At 60.3% G+C, this 17149-nt stretch carries 15 protein-coding genes and 2 tRNA genes; 2 read left to right on the top strand and 15 right to left on the bottom strand.

Going from position 1 to position 17149, the window contains the following annotated elements:
- The first annotated feature begins 31 nt into the window (after positions 1-31).
- Positions 32-2968 (top strand): DUF748 domain-containing protein, encoded by a 2937-nt coding sequence (locus tag OO258_RS15070; RefSeq protein WP_266031277.1) that lies wholly within the window; start codon positions 32-34, stop codon positions 2966-2968.
- Between the two features lie 98 nt (positions 2969-3066).
- Here the strand turns inward: OO258_RS15070 and OO258_RS15065 are convergent, their stop codons facing one another.
- Entirely contained in the window at positions 3067-3480 is a 414-nt protein-coding gene (locus OO258_RS15065) for a VOC family protein (RefSeq protein WP_266031276.1), read from the bottom strand.
- A gap of 60 nt (positions 3481-3540) precedes the next feature.
- On the opposite strand from OO258_RS15065, the gene OO258_RS15060 reads away from it, so the two are divergent.
- Positions 3541-3843 (top strand): putative quinol monooxygenase, encoded by a 303-nt coding sequence (locus OO258_RS15060; protein WP_266031274.1) that lies wholly within the window; start codon positions 3541-3543, stop codon positions 3841-3843.
- Positions 3844-3918: 75 nt separating this feature from the next.
- On the opposite strand, the gene OO258_RS15055 is transcribed toward OO258_RS15060, so the two are convergent.
- The 14 genes from OO258_RS15055 to folP all read right to left on the bottom strand — a co-directional run bounded on the left by OO258_RS15055 (position 3919) and on the right by folP (position 17142).
- Positions 3919-4269 (bottom strand): BON domain-containing protein, encoded by a 351-nt coding sequence (locus OO258_RS15055; RefSeq protein WP_012274238.1) that lies wholly within the window; start codon positions 4267-4269, stop codon positions 3919-3921.
- Between the two features lie 261 nt (positions 4270-4530).
- The gene (gene pnp, locus OO258_RS15050) at positions 4531-6636 is read right to left on the bottom strand and encodes a polyribonucleotide nucleotidyltransferase (protein WP_110746170.1); all 2106 of its coding nucleotides are present in this window, start codon (positions 6634-6636) and stop codon (positions 4531-4533) included.
- 250 nt (positions 6637-6886) lie between these two features.
- Positions 6887-7156, bottom strand: coding sequence for a 30S ribosomal protein S15 (gene rpsO / locus OO258_RS15045; RefSeq protein ID WP_003249971.1), 270 nt, complete (start codon positions 7154-7156; stop codon positions 6887-6889).
- Between the two features lie 147 nt (positions 7157-7303).
- Positions 7304-8221, bottom strand: coding sequence for a tRNA pseudouridine(55) synthase TruB (truB, locus tag OO258_RS15040; RefSeq protein WP_110746168.1), 918 nt, complete (start codon positions 8219-8221; stop codon positions 7304-7306).
- A gap of 3 nt (positions 8222-8224) precedes the next feature.
- A complete protein-coding gene (gene rbfA, locus OO258_RS15035; RefSeq protein ID WP_051101213.1) occupies positions 8225-8623 on the bottom strand; it encodes a 30S ribosome-binding factor RbfA in 399 nt (132 codons plus the stop codon).
- Positions 8624-8739: 116 nt separating this feature from the next.
- Positions 8740-11268: a translation initiation factor IF-2 gene (infB, locus tag OO258_RS15030; RefSeq protein WP_266031269.1), complete on the bottom strand. Its 2529-nt coding sequence runs from the start codon at positions 11266-11268 to the stop codon at positions 8740-8742.
- Between the two features lie 27 nt (positions 11269-11295).
- Positions 11296-12777, bottom strand: a complete 1482-nt coding sequence (gene nusA, locus OO258_RS15025; protein WP_009685349.1) for a transcription termination factor NusA — start codon at positions 12775-12777, stop codon at positions 11296-11298.
- A gap of 59 nt (positions 12778-12836) precedes the next feature.
- Positions 12837-13295 carry a ribosome maturation factor RimP gene (rimP, locus tag OO258_RS15020; protein ID WP_060509592.1) on the bottom strand — a complete coding sequence of 153 codons (459 nt, stop codon included), beginning with the start codon at positions 13293-13295 and terminating at the stop codon, positions 12837-12839.
- A gap of 130 nt (positions 13296-13425) precedes the next feature.
- Positions 13426-13502 (bottom strand) — tRNA-Met (locus tag OO258_RS15015).
- Positions 13503-13602: 100 nt separating this feature from the next.
- Positions 13603-13688: transfer RNA gene (locus tag OO258_RS15010), tRNA-Leu, on the bottom strand.
- 21 nt (positions 13689-13709) lie between these two features.
- On the bottom strand, positions 13710-14108 hold the full coding sequence (gene secG / locus OO258_RS15005; RefSeq protein WP_110746164.1) for a preprotein translocase subunit SecG: 399 nt from the start codon (positions 14106-14108) through the stop codon (positions 13710-13712).
- Between the two features lie 4 nt (positions 14109-14112).
- Positions 14113-14868: a triose-phosphate isomerase gene (gene tpiA / locus OO258_RS15000; RefSeq protein ID WP_266031266.1), complete on the bottom strand. Its 756-nt coding sequence runs from the start codon at positions 14866-14868 to the stop codon at positions 14113-14115.
- Positions 14869-14933: 65 nt separating this feature from the next.
- Positions 14934-16274, bottom strand: a complete 1341-nt coding sequence (gene glmM / locus OO258_RS14995) for a phosphoglucosamine mutase (RefSeq protein WP_266031264.1) — start codon at positions 16272-16274, stop codon at positions 14934-14936.
- Between the two features lie 16 nt (positions 16275-16290).
- A complete protein-coding gene (gene folP, locus OO258_RS14990; protein ID WP_266031262.1) occupies positions 16291-17142 on the bottom strand; it encodes a dihydropteroate synthase in 852 nt (283 codons plus the stop codon).
- Positions 17143-17149 lie beyond the last annotated feature (7 nt).

Raw genomic sequence — 17149 nt, 5'->3', positions numbered from 1 at the left:
AGCACTCCTGCCAAGACAGACGAAGCGACACATGTACAAAGGATTGACTCGCGCCGCTGGCGCAATCGTGGCACTGGTAGCGCTCTACAGCCTGCTCGGCTTTCTCATTGTTCCCGGTGTCGCGCTGCGCATCGCCAACCAGCAGTTGGCCCAGTACGCCACTGTACCGGCCCACCTTGAACGCATCGAGCTCAACCCCTTCAGCCTGGAGCTCACGTTGTGGGGCCTGCAGATTGGCGAGCCAGGCAAGGAGCAGGTCGGCTTCGAGCGGCTATACGCCAACCTCTCGCTCGATAGCCTGTGGACCCGCGCCCTGCACCTGGAAGCAGTCGCACTCGACAAGCCGCGCAATGAAGTGCTGTTCGCCAAGGACGGCAGCCTCAACCTGACCGGGTTGTTCAAGCTGCCGCCCAGCGAGGCCAAAACTGAAGAGCCTCCCAGCGATCCGTTTCCTCTGCGCATTGGCAGCATCAAGCTCAAGGAAGGTTTCCTGCACTTTCAGGACATGCGCCCGAGCGAGCCGATCGAGTTCCTCTACGACAACATGAATCTGGAGCTGAAAAACCTCAGCACCTTGCCTGATGACAACGCCGACATGACCTTGGTGGCCAACGGCCCGAACGGCGGGCGCATCGACTGGAACGGGACCCTGAGCCTGTCACCGATCGCCTCCGAGGGTACGCTGAAGGTCACCGACGCCAAGATGAAACTGTTCTGGCCCTATGTGCGCGATGCCGTACCGCTGGTGCTGGAAGACGGGGTTGTCAGCCTGGATACCCACTACAAGCTCAACCTCGCCAAACAGACCGAGCTGCTACTGGACAACACCTCGGTGCGCATCGCGCCATTCGCCATCAAGGCACCGGACGGCCGACCACTGGCACGCCTGGCCAAGCTTGAAGTGAGCGAGACTTCGGTCGACCTGGTGAAGCAGCTGGTTACCGTGGGCAAGGTCCGTAGCGAAAAACTGGAAACCTGGGCCGCGCTAGAGAAAGACGGCCAACTCGACTGGCAAAAACTGTTCGCCGGCCAGCCGGCCAAGGCTACACCCAAGGAAAAGGCCGAACCGGCCGCCGCTGAGCCTACGCCCGAGGAGAAAGAGGCCAAGGCGCCAGGCAAGCCGTGGCAGGTGCTGCTCAAGGACGTGCAGCTGCGCAACTACCTGGTGCACCTGGCTGACCGTACGCAGAAAGAGCCGGTAGCCTTGGACGTAGGCCCGCTCAACGCCGATCTGCAGGGCTTCGACAGCCTCAACCAGACACCCTTCAACCTCAAGCTGGATACCGGCGTCGGTAAGCAAGGCAAGCTGCAGGCGGCCGGCCAGGTCAACCTGGCGCCGGTGTGGGCCAAGCTCGATGTAAGCACCCGCGATATCGACCTGCGCGTGGCCCAGGCCTACATCAGCCCGTTCATCCTGCTGGAACTGCGCAGCGGCATGCTCTCGACCGACCTCAAGGTCGACCTGAAGAACACCACGCCGCTGGCCTTCAATGTTACCGGCAAGGCGCAGGTCAGCCAGTTGCATACCCTCGACACCATCAAGAGCCGCGACTTCGTCAAATGGCAGCAGGTGAATGTCGACGGCTTGTCCTACGTGCACGGCGACGCACTGTCGATCGACAAGGTGACGCTGCTGCAACCCTATGCGCGCTTCATCATCAACGAAGACCGCACCACCAACGTGAATGATCTGCTGATCCCGCAGCCGGCCGACGCCCCCGCCAGCAGCCAGCCCAAGCCGACCACGGCCAGCAACAGCAAACCGCTCGGCATTCGCATCGGCCAGATCGACATCAACGATGGCTCGGCCAACTTTGCCGACCTGTCGCTTACCCCCAACTTCGCCACGGCCATCCAGCAACTCAACGGGCAGATCGGCACTATCGACAACCGCAAGCCGACGCCGGCCAAGGTCGACGTCAAGGGCAAGGTAGACCGCTACGCACCGGTTACCATCAAGGGCGCCCTCAACCCGTTCAACCCATTGGCCAGCCTGGACATCGCCACCAGCTTCAAGCGCGTCGAGCTGACTACCTTGACGCCCTACTCCGGCAAGTTCGCGGGCTACCGCATCCGCAAGGGGCGGCTCAACCTAGACCTGCACTACCTGATCACCAACGGCCAGCTCAAGGCAGAGAACAAGGTGGTGGTGGAGCAGTTGCAACTGGGCGAGAAAGTTGACAGCCCAGATGCGGTCGACCTGCCGATCCGCTTGGCGGTGGCATTGCTCAAGGATACCGAGGGCAAGATCTCGATCGAGCTGCCGGTGTCTGGCGACCTGAACAACCCGCAGTTCAGCGTGATGCCGATCGTCTGGCAGACCCTGCGCAACCTGGTGCTGCGCGCTGCGCAAGCGCCGTTCAAGTTCATTGGCGGGCTGATAACTGGCGGGGGTTCGGAAGACCTCGGCAACGTCGCGTTCGCACCCGGTTCCAGCGAACTCAGCGGTGATGCCCAGTCGTCGCTGGACAAGCTGGCATCGGCACTGAAAGAGCGCCCAGAACTTCGCCTGGAAATCGAAGGTACCAGCGCCCAGGCCAGCGATGGTCCGCTGATCGCCCAACAGCGCCTCGAGCGCGAGTACCAGGCCACCTGGTACAAGATCCTGCAGCGTCGTGGCGACAAGGTGCCAGCCAATGCCTCGATGCTGGTGGTTGACGACAGTGACAAACCGGCGATGCTCGAAGGCATCTATCGCACCCGCCTGAAGCAGCAGCCGCCTGCCGAATGGGAACAGCTGGGCCGCGACGAGCGCGCTGCCAAGCTGCGCGAGGCCGTGATCAAATCGTGGGCCGAGAGTACCGCCTTGCTGCGTACCTTGGGGCAGGAGCGGGCCAGCAGCATCAAGGACTACCTGGTCGACAAGGGCAAGCTGGAAGACGACCGGGTGTACTTCATCGATACCAGCCTGGGGCAGCCTGAGAGCGATGGCCGGGTGGTGACACCGATGCACCTCGATGCCGAGTAATCCCTGTTCACAGGCCCGGCCTCTTCGCGGGTAAACCCGCTCCCACAGGTACTGCGATCTCTGGGAGCGGGTTTACCCGCGAAGAGGCCAGCTCGGCTTCAAACCAAACGCTGCCCCGACACCGCCGGGTGGTACAACGGCTGCACCTTGTTCCCGGCCGGGTCCAGCAGGTGGAAGCTACGTGCGCCGTCACCATGGTTGAACGGCCGGTCGAGCAAGGTCACGCCACGGGCCTTGAAGTAGGCATACCAGGCCTCCAGTTCCTCCACGCTGTCGACAATGAAGCCGTAGTGATCCAGGGTCTGCAACCCGTTGGCCGCCCCTGCCCCACGCCCCAATGACAGGTTGTCGTTACCACAGGTGAGGTACACCAGGTCCTCATTGGCGCGACTCAGCACTTCCATGCCCAGCACATCGACGTAGAAACGCTCACATTCCTCAAGGTTGGGCACCAGCAGGGCGATATGGCGCAGGCCGTTCAGGCGGCCAGGGCGGGCGGGTAATTCAGACATTGGCGCGGCTCCATTTTTGTATACAATTCACATTTGAATTTAAAACAAAAGGAGAGATTTGTGTACAGTCTGTTCATCAGAACCCGAGTCAAACTCGGGTCCGCTGAAGCTTTCCTGACCGCCATCAAGGCCAATGCCGCAGCCTCCGTTGCCACCGAACCTGGCTGTCTGGTGTTCGATGTGTCACAGGACAGGGTCGACCCGCATGTGATCTACCTCTACGAGATCTACCGTGATGAAGCTGCGTATGACGCCCATACCCAGACCGCGCACTTTCGCGACAGCAGGCCTCTGGTGGAACCACTGATCATCGAGCAGGAGTGCTTCGAAAGCGATGTGATTGCGCGCAACCCAATGTACTAGTCATAACGAAAAGCCCCGGCATAGGCCGGGGCTGGTGAAACGGTGGCCAAATCCTTTTGGCCGACGGGACAATCCTTATTCGGACTTCAGGCCATCAGCCGACACGGCCTGTACGCCTTTGATCTTTTTGGCGATGGCAACAGCCATCTCTTTCTGCGCATCGGTCACAGCCACGTCAGACGACAGCGACACAACGCCTTTGTTGGTTTCAACCTTGATGTCGCTGCCAGGCACCCCTTTCTCGGTCATCAGGTCAGCCTTTACCTTGGTGGTGATCCAGGTATCGGAGGTTGCTTCCTTGGCTTTGGTCACCTCACCGGCCGCCAGCGTCATTGGGGCCTGGGTGGACTGCTGGGCAAATGCCGCGTTAGCCATGGTCAGGGTCAGAGCGGTAGCAGTAGCGGCAGCAATGGCGAACTTCTTCATGTGGGTCACTCCTGTTTTTCGAAAGGTCTGCGCCGAAGGTCCTGGCGTCAGGTATGAAGGTAGTTGCACGCGCTGTGCCACTTTTACCGCTTCGCTTAAGCCCTTATAAATCAACAAGTTAGCAAACAGCCAGCACTGCAGGGGTCGTGCAATTTGCAATCTGCACGGTAAACCTGCATGCAAGATGCAAGTCCGCAAAAGGTTCCCGCAAGGCATTAAAAAAGGGCCCCGAAGGGCCCTTTCCTGTAGCGTCGCAGTCGCTTAGACGCCCGAGGCCTTGGCCGCGGCAACGTCCTTGATCGACAGCTTGATACGGCCGCGGTTGTCCACGTCCAGTACCAGTACTTCGACCTCCTGGCCTTCTTTCAGGATGTCGGTGACTTTCTCGACGCGAGCATCGCTCAGCATGGAGATGTGCACCAGGCCGTCCTTACCAGGCAGGATGTTGACGAAGGCACCGAAGTCAACGATGCGCTCAACCTTGCCGACGTAGATCTTGCCGATCTCGGCCTCGGCGGTGATGCCCAGGATGCGCTGCTTGGCAGCTTCTGCCGCTTCCTTGGTTTCGCCGAAGATCTTGATCGAGCCATCGTCTTCGATGTCGATCGAAGCCTTGGTCTCTTCGCAAATGGCGCGAATGGTGGCGCCGCCTTTACCGATGACGTCACGGATTTTGTCGGTGTCGATCTTCATCGCGATCATGGTCGGGGCGTTGGCCGACAGTTCGGTACGCGACTGGCCAATGATCTGGTTCATCTGGCCGAGGATGTTCAGGCGCGCTTCCAGGGCCTGGCCCAGGGCGATTTCCATGATCTCTTCGGTGATGCCGTTGATCTTGATGTCCATCTGCAGCGCGGTGACACCTTTGGCGGTACCGGCTACCTTGAAGTCCATGTCGCCCAGGTGGTCTTCGTCACCCAGGATGTCGGTCAGGACCGCGAACTTGTCGCCTTCCTTGACCAGGCCCATGGCGATACCGGCCACTGGCGCCTTCATCGGTACACCGGCGTCCATCAGGGCCAGGGAAGCACCGCAGACCGAAGCCATGGAGCTGGAACCGTTGGATTCGGTGATTTCCGAAACCACACGAATGGTGTACGGGAACACGTCGGCAGCAGGCAGCATGGCCTGGACCGAACGGCGGGCCAGACGGCCGTGGCCGATTTCGCGACGACCAGCACCGCCCATGCGGCCACACTCACCTACCGAGAACGGTGGGAAGTTGTAGTGCAGCATGAAGGGGTCTTTTTTCTCGCCTTCGAGGGTGTCCAGCAGCTGGGCGTCACGGGCAGTGCCCAGGGTCGCTACGACCAGGGCCTGGGTTTCGCCACGGGTGAACAGTGCCGAACCGTGGGTTTTCGGCAGCACGCCGACTTCGATGTTCAGCGGGCGCACGGTCTTGGTGTCGCGACCGTCGATCCGAGGCTTGCCGTTGACGATGTTTTCGCGAACGGTGCGGTATTCGATTTCGCCGAAGATGTCTTTTACTTCACCAGCCGAAGGCTGACCTTCTTCACCGGAGAACTTGGCAACCGCCTGGTCGCGCAGCTCGCCCAGGCGCGCATAGCGATCGGCCTTGACAGTGATGGTGTAACCCTGCGAAACCGCTTCGCCGAACTCGGCGCGGATGGCATTGAACAGCTCGGTGTTGGCAACGGCAGGTTTCCAGTCCCAGGTCGGCTTGCCAGCTTCGGCAGCCAGCTCTTTGACAGCCTGGATAACAGCCTGGAATTCGTCGTGGGCGAACAGCACTGCGCCCAGCATCTGGTCTTCGGTCAGCTCTTGGGCTTCCGATTCAACCATCAGCACGGCGTCAGAGGTACCGGCTACGACCATGTCCAGGCTCGAGGCAGCCAGTTGCTCGTAGGTCGGGTTCAGCAGGTAGCCGGTGCTTTCGTGGAAGGCAACGCGAGCGGCGCCGATCGGGCCTTCGAACGGAATGCCGGAGATGGCCAGGGCAGCCGAGGTACCGATCATCGCAGCGATGTCCGGGTCGGTCTTCTTGCTGGTGGAAACCACGGTGCAGACGACCTGCACTTCGTTCATGAAGCCTTCCGGGAACAGCGGACGGATCGGACGGTCGATCAGGCGCGAGGTCAGCGTCTCTTTCTCGGAAGGACGGCCTTCACGCTTGAAGAAGCCACCTGGGATCTTGCCAGCGGCGTAGGTCTTTTCCTGGTAGTGAACCGACAGCGGGAAGAAACCCTTGCCTGGATCAGCCTGCTTGGCGCCTACCACGGTCACCAGCACGGTGACGTCGTTGTCGACGGTAACCAGCACGGCGCCGGTTGCCTGACGGGCAATACGGCCCGTTTCGAGAGTAACGGTCGATTGACCGAACTGGAAAGTCTTGATTACCGGGTTCACGGTTTCCTACCTTTTTCAGTGGCTCTTGGGGGAACTGGTTTCTTGCGAATTCTTGGGCAGAACGGGGAATCGGCCCCATTGACCGTCCAGATACAACACGAGGTTGGGAGCCTGGCAGCTGTGCGGTAAACCGCTCAGCTCAACCAGGCTGCCAACCTCGGAGATACGCGTGACGTGCCCGACGACAATGCTGCGAAACAGCATAGCCGAAGCCTGCGACACGCCATGCACACCACTGACCAGGCCGCTATTAGCGACGCAGGCCCAGGCGACCGATCAGGGCGCTGTAACGAGTGGTGTCTTTGCCCTTCAGGTAGTCCAGCAGCTTACGACGCTGGTTGACCATACGAATCAGGCCACGACGGGAGTGGTGGTCTTTATCGTTGGCCTTGAAGTGGCCTTGCAGCTTGTTGATGTTGGCGGTCAGCAGAGCAACCTGCACTTCCGGGCTACCGGTATCACCGGCGGCTTGCTGATATTCGGCAACGATCTGAGCTTTTTCTTCAACGCTGAGGGCCATTTGGCTTCTCCTGATAACGGATCCCGCATGCGGGGTCCAATAGGCCAGGGACTAATCCCTGTATTAATAAAAAAGGTGTGACCGTGCCTACTGACAGCCACCCTTGATGCCGTGGGGCTCGGCAACTGCCTTACCCCCCGGTTTCGGTCATTCCGACCGAATCAGCCGACGCGGCGCAATGCGCCCGTCTTCGCTCACTTCACCGATACCGATGAAGCGCGCATTATGATCTTGTACCCGAACCATGCCAAATTGTGGCGCGTCCGGCGCGCGCACTGCCTGACCATGCAGCCAGTAGAACGCACTGTGTTCGGACAGGCTGACCATTGGCCAGTCCTGCAGACCGCTGTCCGAGGGCATCAGAAAGCGATCGAGCGCTTCGTTGCCGCCTTCGGCGTGGGCCTGTTCGAGTTCCTCGAGAGTAACCGTCTGGGCCAGCGCAAAGGGCCCGGCCTGGGTCCTGCGCAGCTCGGCGACATAGGCGCCGCAACCAAGGGCCTCGCCAATATCCTCCACCAGGGTACGGATATAGGTGCCTTTGCTGCAGCCTACGCTCAGCCGTGCACGGGTGCCTTCGCACTCGAGCAACTCCAGCCGGCCAATAGTAACAGAACGCGCCTCGCGCTCCACTACCTCTCCTGCACGTGCCAACTTGTACAGCGGCTGGCCGTCACGCTTGAGCGCCGAGTACATCGGCGGTATCTGGCTGATCGGGCCGCGAAAACGTGGCAGCAACGCCTCGATGTCGGCGCGACCAACGGTCACTTCGCGGGTCTGCAGAACCTCACCTTCGGCGTCGCCGGTGTTGGTAGTCTGCCCCATCTGCATGACGGTTTCGTAGCCCTTGTCGGAATCGAGCAGGTACTGCGAAAACTTGGTCGCTTCGCCAAAGCACAGTGGCAGCACGCCGGTTGCCAGCGGGTCGAGGCTACCGGTGTGGCCGGCCTTTTCCGCGTTGAGCAGCCAGCGCACTTTCTGCAGGGCGGCATTCGAGGTGAAGCCCAGCGGCTTGTCGAGCAGGATGATGCCGCTGACGTTGCGGCGGATACGTTTGACCTGGGCCACCGCTTACTCCTTGGTGTCCGGCTCGTCGGCTTCCTTGTGCAGGCGGTCTTCGGCCACTGCACGCTCGATCAGCGCCGACAGGTGCACACCGCGGCTGACGCTTTCATCGAAGTGGAAGTGCAGTTGCGGCACGCTGCGCAGTTGCATCGAGCGCCCCAGGTGCAAACGCAGGAAGCTGGCAGCGCTGTTCAGTGCCTTCAGCGACTGCTGCACGGCGTCCGGGGTTTCCTCGCCCATGACGGTGATGAACACCTTGGCATGGCCCAAGTCACGGCTGACGTCCACGGCGGTGATGGTCACCAGGCCGACACGCGGGTCCTTGACTTCGCGACGGATCAGCTCGGCCAGCTCGCGCTGCATCTGATCGCCAATACGTTGGGTACGGCTATATTCTTTTGCCATTCTTGCTACCTGTAACTTAAAGCGGCAAACGCCCGGACAGACCTGAGCCTGACCGGGCGCTACCTGAAGAGGTACCGCAAGCCGCCCTGTAGCGCGCGCTTGCGGTTCGCTCGCCCTTAAAGGGTACGAGCCACCTGGACTTTCTCGAAGACTTCGATCTTGTCGCCGACCTTGACGTCGTTGTAGCTCTTGACGCCAATACCGCACTCCATGCCCGAACGAACTTCGGAAGCGTCGTCCTTGAAGCGACGCAGCGATTCCAGCTCGCCTTCGAAGATCACCACGTCGTCGCGCAGTACGCGGATCGGACGGTTGCGGTACACGGTACCCTCGATGACCATACAGCCAGCGATGGCGCCGAACTTCGGCGAACGGAACACGTCACGCACTTCGGCGACACCCAGGATGTTCTCGCGAACATCGCTGCCGAGCATACCGGTCAGGGCCTTCTTGACGTCTTCGATGATGTCGTAGATTACGTTGTAGTAACGCATATCCAGACCTTCCTGCTCGACGATCTTGCGCGCGCCGGCATCGGCACGCACGTTGAAGCCGAACAGTACTGCATTCGAAGCCAGTGCCAGGTTGGCGTCGCTCTCGGTGATACCACCGACGCCACCACCAATCACGCGCACCTGCACTTCGTCGTTGCCCAGGCCGCCGAGCGAGCCCTGCAGCGCTTCCAGAGAACCACGCACATCGGTCTTGAGAACGATGTTGAGGGTTTTCTTCTCTTCCTGACCCATGGTCTCGAAGATGTTTTCCAGCTTGCCGGCGTGAGCACGGGCCAGCTTGACCTCGCGGTACTTGCCTTGACGGAACAGGGCAACTTCACGGGCTTTCTTCTCGTCAGCCACCACCGACAGCTCGTCACCGGCTTCCGGGGTACCGTCCAGGCCAAGGATCTCGACCGGGATCGACGGGCCAGCTTCCTTCACAGGCTTGCCGTTCTCGTCGAGCATGGCACGTACGCGGCCATAGTTGGAGCCGCACAGGACCATGTCGCCCTGACGCAGGGTACCGTCCTGAACCAGGATGGTCGCTACCGGACCGCGGCCCTTGTCCAGGCGCGATTCGACAACCACACCACGCCCTGGAGCAGTCGGGGTAGCGGTCAATTCGAGGATCTCGGCCTGCAGCAAGACGGCTTCGAGCAGCTCGTCGACACCGGTACCCATCTTGGCCGAAACCTTGACGAACGGCGTGTCACCACCCCAGTCCTCAGAGGTAACGCCTTCGACAGCCAGCTCGTTACGGATACGATCGAGGTCAGCACCTGGCTTGTCGATCTTGTTCACTGCAACAACCAGCGGGACGCCAGCTGCCTTGGCATGCTGAACGGCTTCGCGGGTTTGCGGCATCACGCCGTCGTCCGCCGCCACCACCAGGATGACGATGTCGGTCGCCTTGGCACCACGGGCACGCATCTGGGTGAAAGCAGCGTGGCCCGGGGTGTCGAGGAAGGTGACCATACCGCGGTCGGTTTCCACGTGGTAGGCACCGATGTGCTGGGTAATACCACCGGCTTCGCCAGCGGCAACCTTGGCACGACGGATGTAGTCGAGCAGCGAGGTCTTGCCATGGTCAACGTGACCCATGACGGTAACCACCGGCGCACGCGACTCGGCCTGGCCTTCGAACTTCAGCGATTCGGCCAGGGAGTCTTCCAGGGCAGTGTCGCTGACCAGGGTGACCTTGTGGCCCAGTTCTTCGGCGATCAGCTGGGCAGTTTCCTGGTCGAGCACCTGGTTGATGGTGACCGGAGTGCCCATCTTGAACATGAACTTGACCACTTCTGCGGCCTTGACCGACATCTGTTGGGCCAGTTCCGAGACGGTGATGGTCTCGCCGATGGTCACGTCACGGATGACGGGGCCAGTCGGGTTCTGGAAGCCATGCTGGTTACGCTTCTTCAGCTTGCTCTTGCCACCACGACCACGACGAGCGCCATCGCTCTCTTCGTCGGTGGTACGCGGAGCGGCACGTGGAGTCGGCGCCTTTTCCTTCTCCTTGACCTTGACCTTGATCGACACACGAGGCGCCTCGCCACGACGACGGTCGTCATCACGGGTACGGCTTTCGTTGCGACGGGTCTCGTCTTTCTTGCGCTCGGCAGCGCGAGCTGCGGCGTCTTCGGAAGCCGGGGCGTCGGCGACAACCGGGGCCGGGGCAGCGGCAGGAGCCGGCTCTGGCTTGGCGGCAGGCGCTGGGGCGGCTGCAGCGGTGTCGGCGGCGTGACGGCGAGCCTGCTCTTCGTTGCGCTGGCGAACTTCGGCCTCGACCTTGTCGCGAGCGGCATTTTCAGCCGCACGGCGCTCATCCAGCTCACGCTTCTGCTCAGCCTGGATTTCTTCCGGGCTACGCTGCACGAAAACTTTCTTCTTGCGTACTTCTACGCTAATGCTCTTGCTACCGGCGACACGCAGGGTGCTGGTGGTTTTGCGCTGCAAGGTAATCTTGCGCGGCTCTTCCGCCTTGCTCTTGTGGCTGCTTTTCAAATGAGTCAGCAGGGTCTGCTTCTCATTGTCGGTCACTACCTGACCGGCGTCGGTGTGCGGCAGACCTGCCTCACGCATCTGCTGCAGCAGGCGCTCTACCGGTGCCTCGACCTCTTGGGCCAGTTCTTTCACCGTGACTTGCGTCATGCACTTCTCTCCTCAGGCCGCGCCTAATTACTCGAACCAGTGGGCTCGGGCGGCCATGATCAACTTGCCGGCACGCTCTTCGTCGATGCCGTCGATGTCGAGCAGATCGTCGATCGACTGCTCGGCCAGGTCTTCGCGGTTAACCACGCCGCGCACCGCCAGTTCAGCCGCCAGGTCCTTGTCCATGCCCTCAAGGGAGAGCAGGTCTTCGGCCGGGTGGGCGTCTGCCAGTTTTTCTTCGGTAGCGATGGCCTTGGTCAACAAACGGTCCTTGGCTCGAGCGCGGAGCTCATTGACGATATCTTCGTCAAAGCCATCGATGTTGAGCATTTCTTCCAACGGTACGTAGGCAATTTCTTCGAGGCTGGTAAAGCCTTCGTCGACCAGCACTTGGGCCAGCTCCTCGTCGACTTCCAGTTCATCGATGAAATTGCGCAGGATGTCACCGGTTTCGGCCTGTTGCTTGGCCTGGATGTCCTTCTCGGTCATCACGTTCAGGGTCCAACCGGTCAGTTGACTGGCAAGACGAACGTTCTGACCGCCACGGCCAATGGCCTGGGCCAGGTTGTCCTCGGCGACGGCGATGTCCATGGCATGGGCATCTTCATCAACGATGATCGCCGCGACTTCAGCCGGCGACATGGCGTTGATGACAAACTGCGCCGGGTTATCGTCCCACAGGACGATATCCACACGCTCACCACCCAGCTCCCCGGATACGGCCTGGACGCGCGAACCACGCATGCCGATGCAGGCGCCTTGCGGGTCGATACGCTTGTCCTTGGAGCGGACGGCGATCTTGGCTCGCGAACCCGGATCACGGGAAGCAGCCATGACTTCGATCAGCCCTTCGGCAATTTCCGGCACTTCAATGCGGAAAAGCTCGATCAGCATCTGCGGCGCGGTGCGCGACAGGATCAGCTGAGGGCCACGGTTTTCAGTGCGAATTTCCTTGAGCAGCGCACGCAGGCGCACGCCGACACGGAAGGTTTCGCGCGGAATGATGTCTTCGCGGGCCAGCAAGGCCTCGGCGTTGTTGCCCAGGTCAACGATGACGTTGTCGCGGGTAACCTTTTTCACGGTACCAGAAATGATCTCGCCAACGCGCTCGCGGTAAGCATCGACTACCTGGGCGCGCTCGGCCTCACGGACCTTCTGCACGATGACCTGCTTGGCGGTCTGGGCGGCGATACGACCGAACTCGATGGACTCGATCTTCTCCTCGATCACGTCACCAACCTTGGCTTCAGGGTGGGTGTCCTTGATCTTGTCCAGCCAGGTCTCGATCGCCGGATCATCAAGATCCGCTTCATCGACCACGGTCCAGCGACGGAAGGTCTCGTAGCTACCGGTGTGGCGGTTGATTTCCACACGCAGATCGACTTCGTCTTCAAAACGTTTTTTGGTTGCAGTGGCCAGGGCCACTTCCAGCGCTTCGAAAATGACGCCGGGCGGTACACCTTTTTCGTTGGATACCGATTCAACAACCAGCAGTACTTCTTTGCTCATCGTACGCCTCGCCTTGCGCAAGCCATTGGGCCCGGATAGTCCGCCGGGCCCGGCACGTCTCAGTCAAAACTGGGAATAATATTGGCCTTGTCGATCGAGTCGATCGGCAACAGGAACTCCTGGTTGTCCACCTGGACCACCACATCCTGCTCCTCCACACCGCGGAGAAGGCCCTGGAAGTTACGACGACCCTCGAAGGGTGAGCGCAGCTTGATCTTCACTTGTTCGCCGGCATGCGAGGCAAACTGTTCCAGAGTGAACAGTGGGCGATCCATGCCTGGAGAAGACACCTCGAGGGTGTACTCACTGCTGATTGGATCTTCCACATCGAGAATGGCGCTGGCCTGACGGCTGACCGCTTCGCAGTCATCCACCAGAATGCCGTCTTCCTTGTCGATGTAGATGCGCAGTACCGAATGCTTACCCTGGGAAACGAACTCGATCCCCCAGCACTGATAGCCCAGACCCTCGACAACCGGGGCCAACAAGGCCTGCAACTGTTCTAGCTTGCTCGACACCTGAACCCCCTCGTGCATGCTGTGCAAATAAAAAATGGGCAAAGCGCCCATCCCTGAAAGCGCCGTTGGACAACGACGCCGAAAACTGTTCGGTTAGCAAAAAGCCCCTGAAAAGGGGCTCCGCTGAAGCTGGTTGCGGGGGCTGGATTTGAACCAACGACCTTCGGGTTATGAGCCCGACGAGCTACCAAGCTGCTCCACCCCGCGACAAAGCTGGGGCGAAAGTATAAGACCGAACCCTGTTGAGGGTCAAATCCAAACCTTCACCTGCAAGAAAGCCCGCTAAAGCGGGCTCTCAAGCTTCAATTGGTACCGAGAAGGGGACTCGAACCCCTACACCCTATGGGCACAACCACCTCAAGGTTGCGTGTCTACCAATTCCACCACCTCGGCAATATTACTACTTGAAACCCGTTACTTCTGCTCTTGCGCTGGAGGAGGTACGTCACCAGTGGTATTGGTGGTTTCACTCTTCTGCTGCTGGAGCACCGGTACATCATCATTAACTGCCGGTTTTTGCGGCTCTTTCACTTCTAGCACTGCTGGATCCGGAAGACCTGCTTGGCTAAGCTGGTGAGCTTGTTGCTTCGCGAAGTATCCTAACCCAAGTGCTGTCAAAAAGAAAGTGGCAGCGAGTATTGCAGTTAATTTACTTAGAAACGTTGCAGAGCCTTGGCTCCCGAACACGGTATTAGAGGCACCCGCGCCGAAAGATGCACCTGCTTCCGCACCTTTACCCTGTTGCAACAGAACCAGCACTACAAGCGACAGCGCTGCCAACAGATGAAAAACAACGATGACTGTTTCCAGCATTTGTTCAGTTTCCTGCGGCGCGACAAATTGCACCGAATTCGTCTGCGTTCAGGGAAGCCCCACCAATGAGACCCCCATCGATATCCGGCATGCCGAACAGTTCGGCCGCATTGGCCGCCTTCACGCTGCCGCCGTAGAGCAACTGCACCTTCGCAGCTACTTCAGCATCTTCTGCCGCCAGCTGGCTTCGGATGGCGGCATGCACATCCTGAGCCTGCTGTGGCGTGGCCGTAAGGCCGGTGCCGATGGCCCATACAGGCTCATAGGCAATTACTGCATTGGCAAAAGCCTTAACACCGAATGCTTCGATGATACTGCTTAGTTGACGCCCGACAACTTCGAGCGTCTTGCCAGCCTCGCGCTCTTCAAGGGTTTCCCCGATACAAAGCACTGGCTTCAAACCTTTGGCCTGGGCCGCTGCAAACTTGCGATTCAGCACTTCATCGGTTTCGCCAATGATCTGACGACGCTCCGAATGGCCAATCAACACCAACTTGCAACCTGCTTCAACCAGCTGCTCAGGAGAAACTTCTCCAGTCAGCGCACCCTGTTCGGGTTGTACAGCAGAATTCTGTGCGCCGACAGTAATTTCTTTACCTGCCAGGCCATCGATCACTTGATTGATGAACAGGGCCGGTGGAAATACCGCGACTTCCACTCCGCTCGGCAAGGCAAGATTGCTCAAGCCTTCGGTCAGCTCAGCGACGCTAGCGCGGGTACCGTGCATCTTCCAGTTACCAGCTACCATAGGGCGACGCATGCTTTACCTCGTCGGTCAAAGTGGGCGCAGATCTTACCCAACCAGATCTGCGCTGGCAAGCGCCTTCAGACACAAACTTCGCCGACCAGCTTGGCCAATGCTTCCGCATGACCACGCACCTGGCTTTCGTCCTCGCCCTCGACCATCACCCGCACCAGGGGCTCGGTGCCCGACTTGCGCAACAGCACGCGGCCACGACCGGCCAGTGCTTCGGTAACCTTGGCACTGGCCTCCTTGACGGCCGCGTGCTCCAGCGGGTCGACCTTGCTGGCACCGAAGCGCACATTGATCAGCACCTGCGGGCACTTGCGCAGGGCCTGACGGGCCTGAGCCAGGGTTTCGCCACGGCGCTTGAGCGCCATCAACACCTGCAGCGCAGCGATGATCGCGTCACCGGTGGTGGTGTGGTTGCAGCACACGACGTGGCCGGAGTTTTCACCCCCCACCAGCCATTCACGCTCCAGCAGCTCGGCCATGACGTACCGGTCGCCGACCTTGGCCCGCACGAACGGGATATCCAGGTCCTTCAGTGCCAGCTCCAGGCCCAGGTTGCTCATGAGCGTACCCACGACCCCGCCCTGCAACTTGCCACGCTCGTGCAGATCGCGCGCGATGATGAACAGCAGTTCGTCACCGTCAACAATGGCACCGGTGTGATCGACCATCAGTACGCGGTCGCCATCACCGTCGAAGGCAATACCGAGGTCGGCATGGCCTACCAGCACGGCGGCCTGCAACGATTCGATGTGAGTCGAACCGCAACCTTCGTTGATGTTCAGACCGTCCGGCTGGGCATGCAGCACCGTTACGTCGGCACCCAGCTCGCGGAATACGCTAGGCGCGACCTTATAGGTGGCACCGTGGGCGCAATCGACCACCAGTTTGAGCCCGTCGAAGCTGGTGCTGGTCGGTACGCTGCTCTTGCAGAACTCGATGTAGCGGCCGGCAGCATCGTTGATGCGCGAAACCTTGCCCAGCTTGCCCGAGTCAACAACCGTCATCGGCTGGTCAAGCAGCTCTTCGATCATCAGTTCGACTTCATCCGGCAGCTTGGTGCCCTGGCCCGAGAAGAACTTGATGCCGTTGTCTTCGTGCGGGTTGTGCGAGGCACTGATGACAATGCCCGCCTGGGCATGGAAGGTGCGGGTCAGGTAGGCGATGGCCGGCGTAGGCATTGGCCCCAGCAGCATGACATCGGCACCTGCCGCGGCCAGACCGGCTTCGAGTGCGGACTCGAACATGTAGCCGGAGATACGCGTATCCTTGCCCACCAGCACACGGCAGTGCCCCTGCTTGCGGAAGGCCATGCCTGCCGCCCAGCCAAGCTTCAGCATGAAGTCAGGCGTGATCGGGTATTCGCCGACGCGGCCACGAATGCCGTCGGTACCAAAGTATTTTCTGCTCATAGGGACTCCAATGTTCTTATTCGGCGTTTTGCACCGCAGCGATCATGCGCACCACATCGACAGTTTCGGCCACGTCATGGACACGAAGGATGCTGGCTCCCTTGGTCATGGCCAACGCCGCCAGCGCAAGGCTGCCGTACAACCGCTCGCCGACCGGACGTTCCAGCGTCAGGCCGATCATGCTCTTTCGTGAAACGCCCACCAACAACGGGCGCCCCAGGCGATAGAGCGCTTCCATGTGCTTGAACAGGCTCAGGTTGTGCGCCAGCGTCTTGGCGAAACCAAAGCCCGGGTCAAGAATGATTTTGTGCGTGTCGATGCCGGCGGCCGCACAGGCGGCCATCCGCTGCTCAAGATATCGCGCAACGTCGGCAGTCACGTCTTCGTAATGCGGGTCGTCCTGCATGTTACCGGGCTCGCCACGCATGTGCATGAGGCACACGGGCAAACCGGTATCTGCCGCTGCATCCAGCGCACCATCGCGCTCCAGGGCCCGCACGTCGTTGATGAGCCCGGCACCGAGACGGGCCGACTCACGCATAACGGCAGGCGTGGAGGTATCGACAGAGATGACCACGTCGAGGCGGCTATTGATGGCCTCGACCATCGGCGCCACCCGCTCCAGCTCCTCGATGACCGAGACCGCGCGCGCGCCCGGCCGGGTGGACTCGCCACCAATGTCGATCAGCGTGGCGCCTGCGGCAACCATGGCTTCGGCATGACGCAGAGCCTCGTCGCGCTGGCTGAAACGCCCGCCATCGGAGAAGGAATCAGGGGTGATATTGAGAATACCCATGACATGGGTACGTGACAAATCAAGAACCCGGTTGCCGCAAGGCAACCGGGTCGGGTACTGCACTGAGCTCATAGATGCC

The sequence above is a fragment of the Pseudomonas sp. DCB_BI genome (genome assembly GCF_026240995.1).
In the GTDB taxonomy this organism is placed as follows: Bacteria; Pseudomonadota; Gammaproteobacteria; order Pseudomonadales; family Pseudomonadaceae; genus Aquipseudomonas.
This window is presented reverse-complemented; position numbering and strand designations above follow the sequence as displayed.

Coding starts and splice junctions, on each gene's coding strand:
- OO258_RS15065 (WP_266031276.1), bottom strand. CDS start 3,480: ATGTCTGAATTACCCGCCCGCCCTGGCCGCCTGAACGGCCTGCGCCAT.
- OO258_RS15055 (WP_012274238.1), bottom strand. CDS start 4,269: ATGAAGAAGTTCGCCATTGCTGCCGCTACTGCTACCGCTCTGACCCTG.
- nusA (WP_009685349.1), bottom strand. CDS start 12,777: ATGAGCAAAGAAGTACTGCTGGTTGTTGAATCGGTATCCAACGAAAAA.
- OO258_RS15070 (WP_266031277.1), top strand. CDS start 32: ATGTACAAAGGATTGACTCGCGCCGCTGGCGCAATCGTGGCACTGGTA.
- rbfA (WP_051101213.1), bottom strand. CDS start 8,623: ATGGCAAAAGAATATAGCCGTACCCAACGTATTGGCGATCAGATGCAG.
- tpiA (WP_266031266.1), bottom strand. CDS start 14,868: ATGCGTCGCCCTATGGTAGCTGGTAACTGGAAGATGCACGGTACCCGC.
- rpsO (WP_003249971.1), bottom strand. CDS start 7,156: ATGGCCCTCAGCGTTGAAGAAAAAGCTCAGATCGTTGCCGAATATCAG.
- infB (WP_266031269.1), bottom strand. CDS start 11,268: ATGACGCAAGTCACGGTGAAAGAACTGGCCCAAGAGGTCGAGGCACCG.
- glmM (WP_266031264.1), bottom strand. CDS start 16,274: ATGAGCAGAAAATACTTTGGTACCGACGGCATTCGTGGCCGCGTCGGC.
- secG (WP_110746164.1), bottom strand. CDS start 14,108: ATGCTGGAAACAGTCATCGTTGTTTTTCATCTGTTGGCAGCGCTGTCG.
- folP (WP_266031262.1), bottom strand. CDS start 17,142: ATGAGCTCAGTGCAGTACCCGACCCGGTTGCCTTGCGGCAACCGGGTT.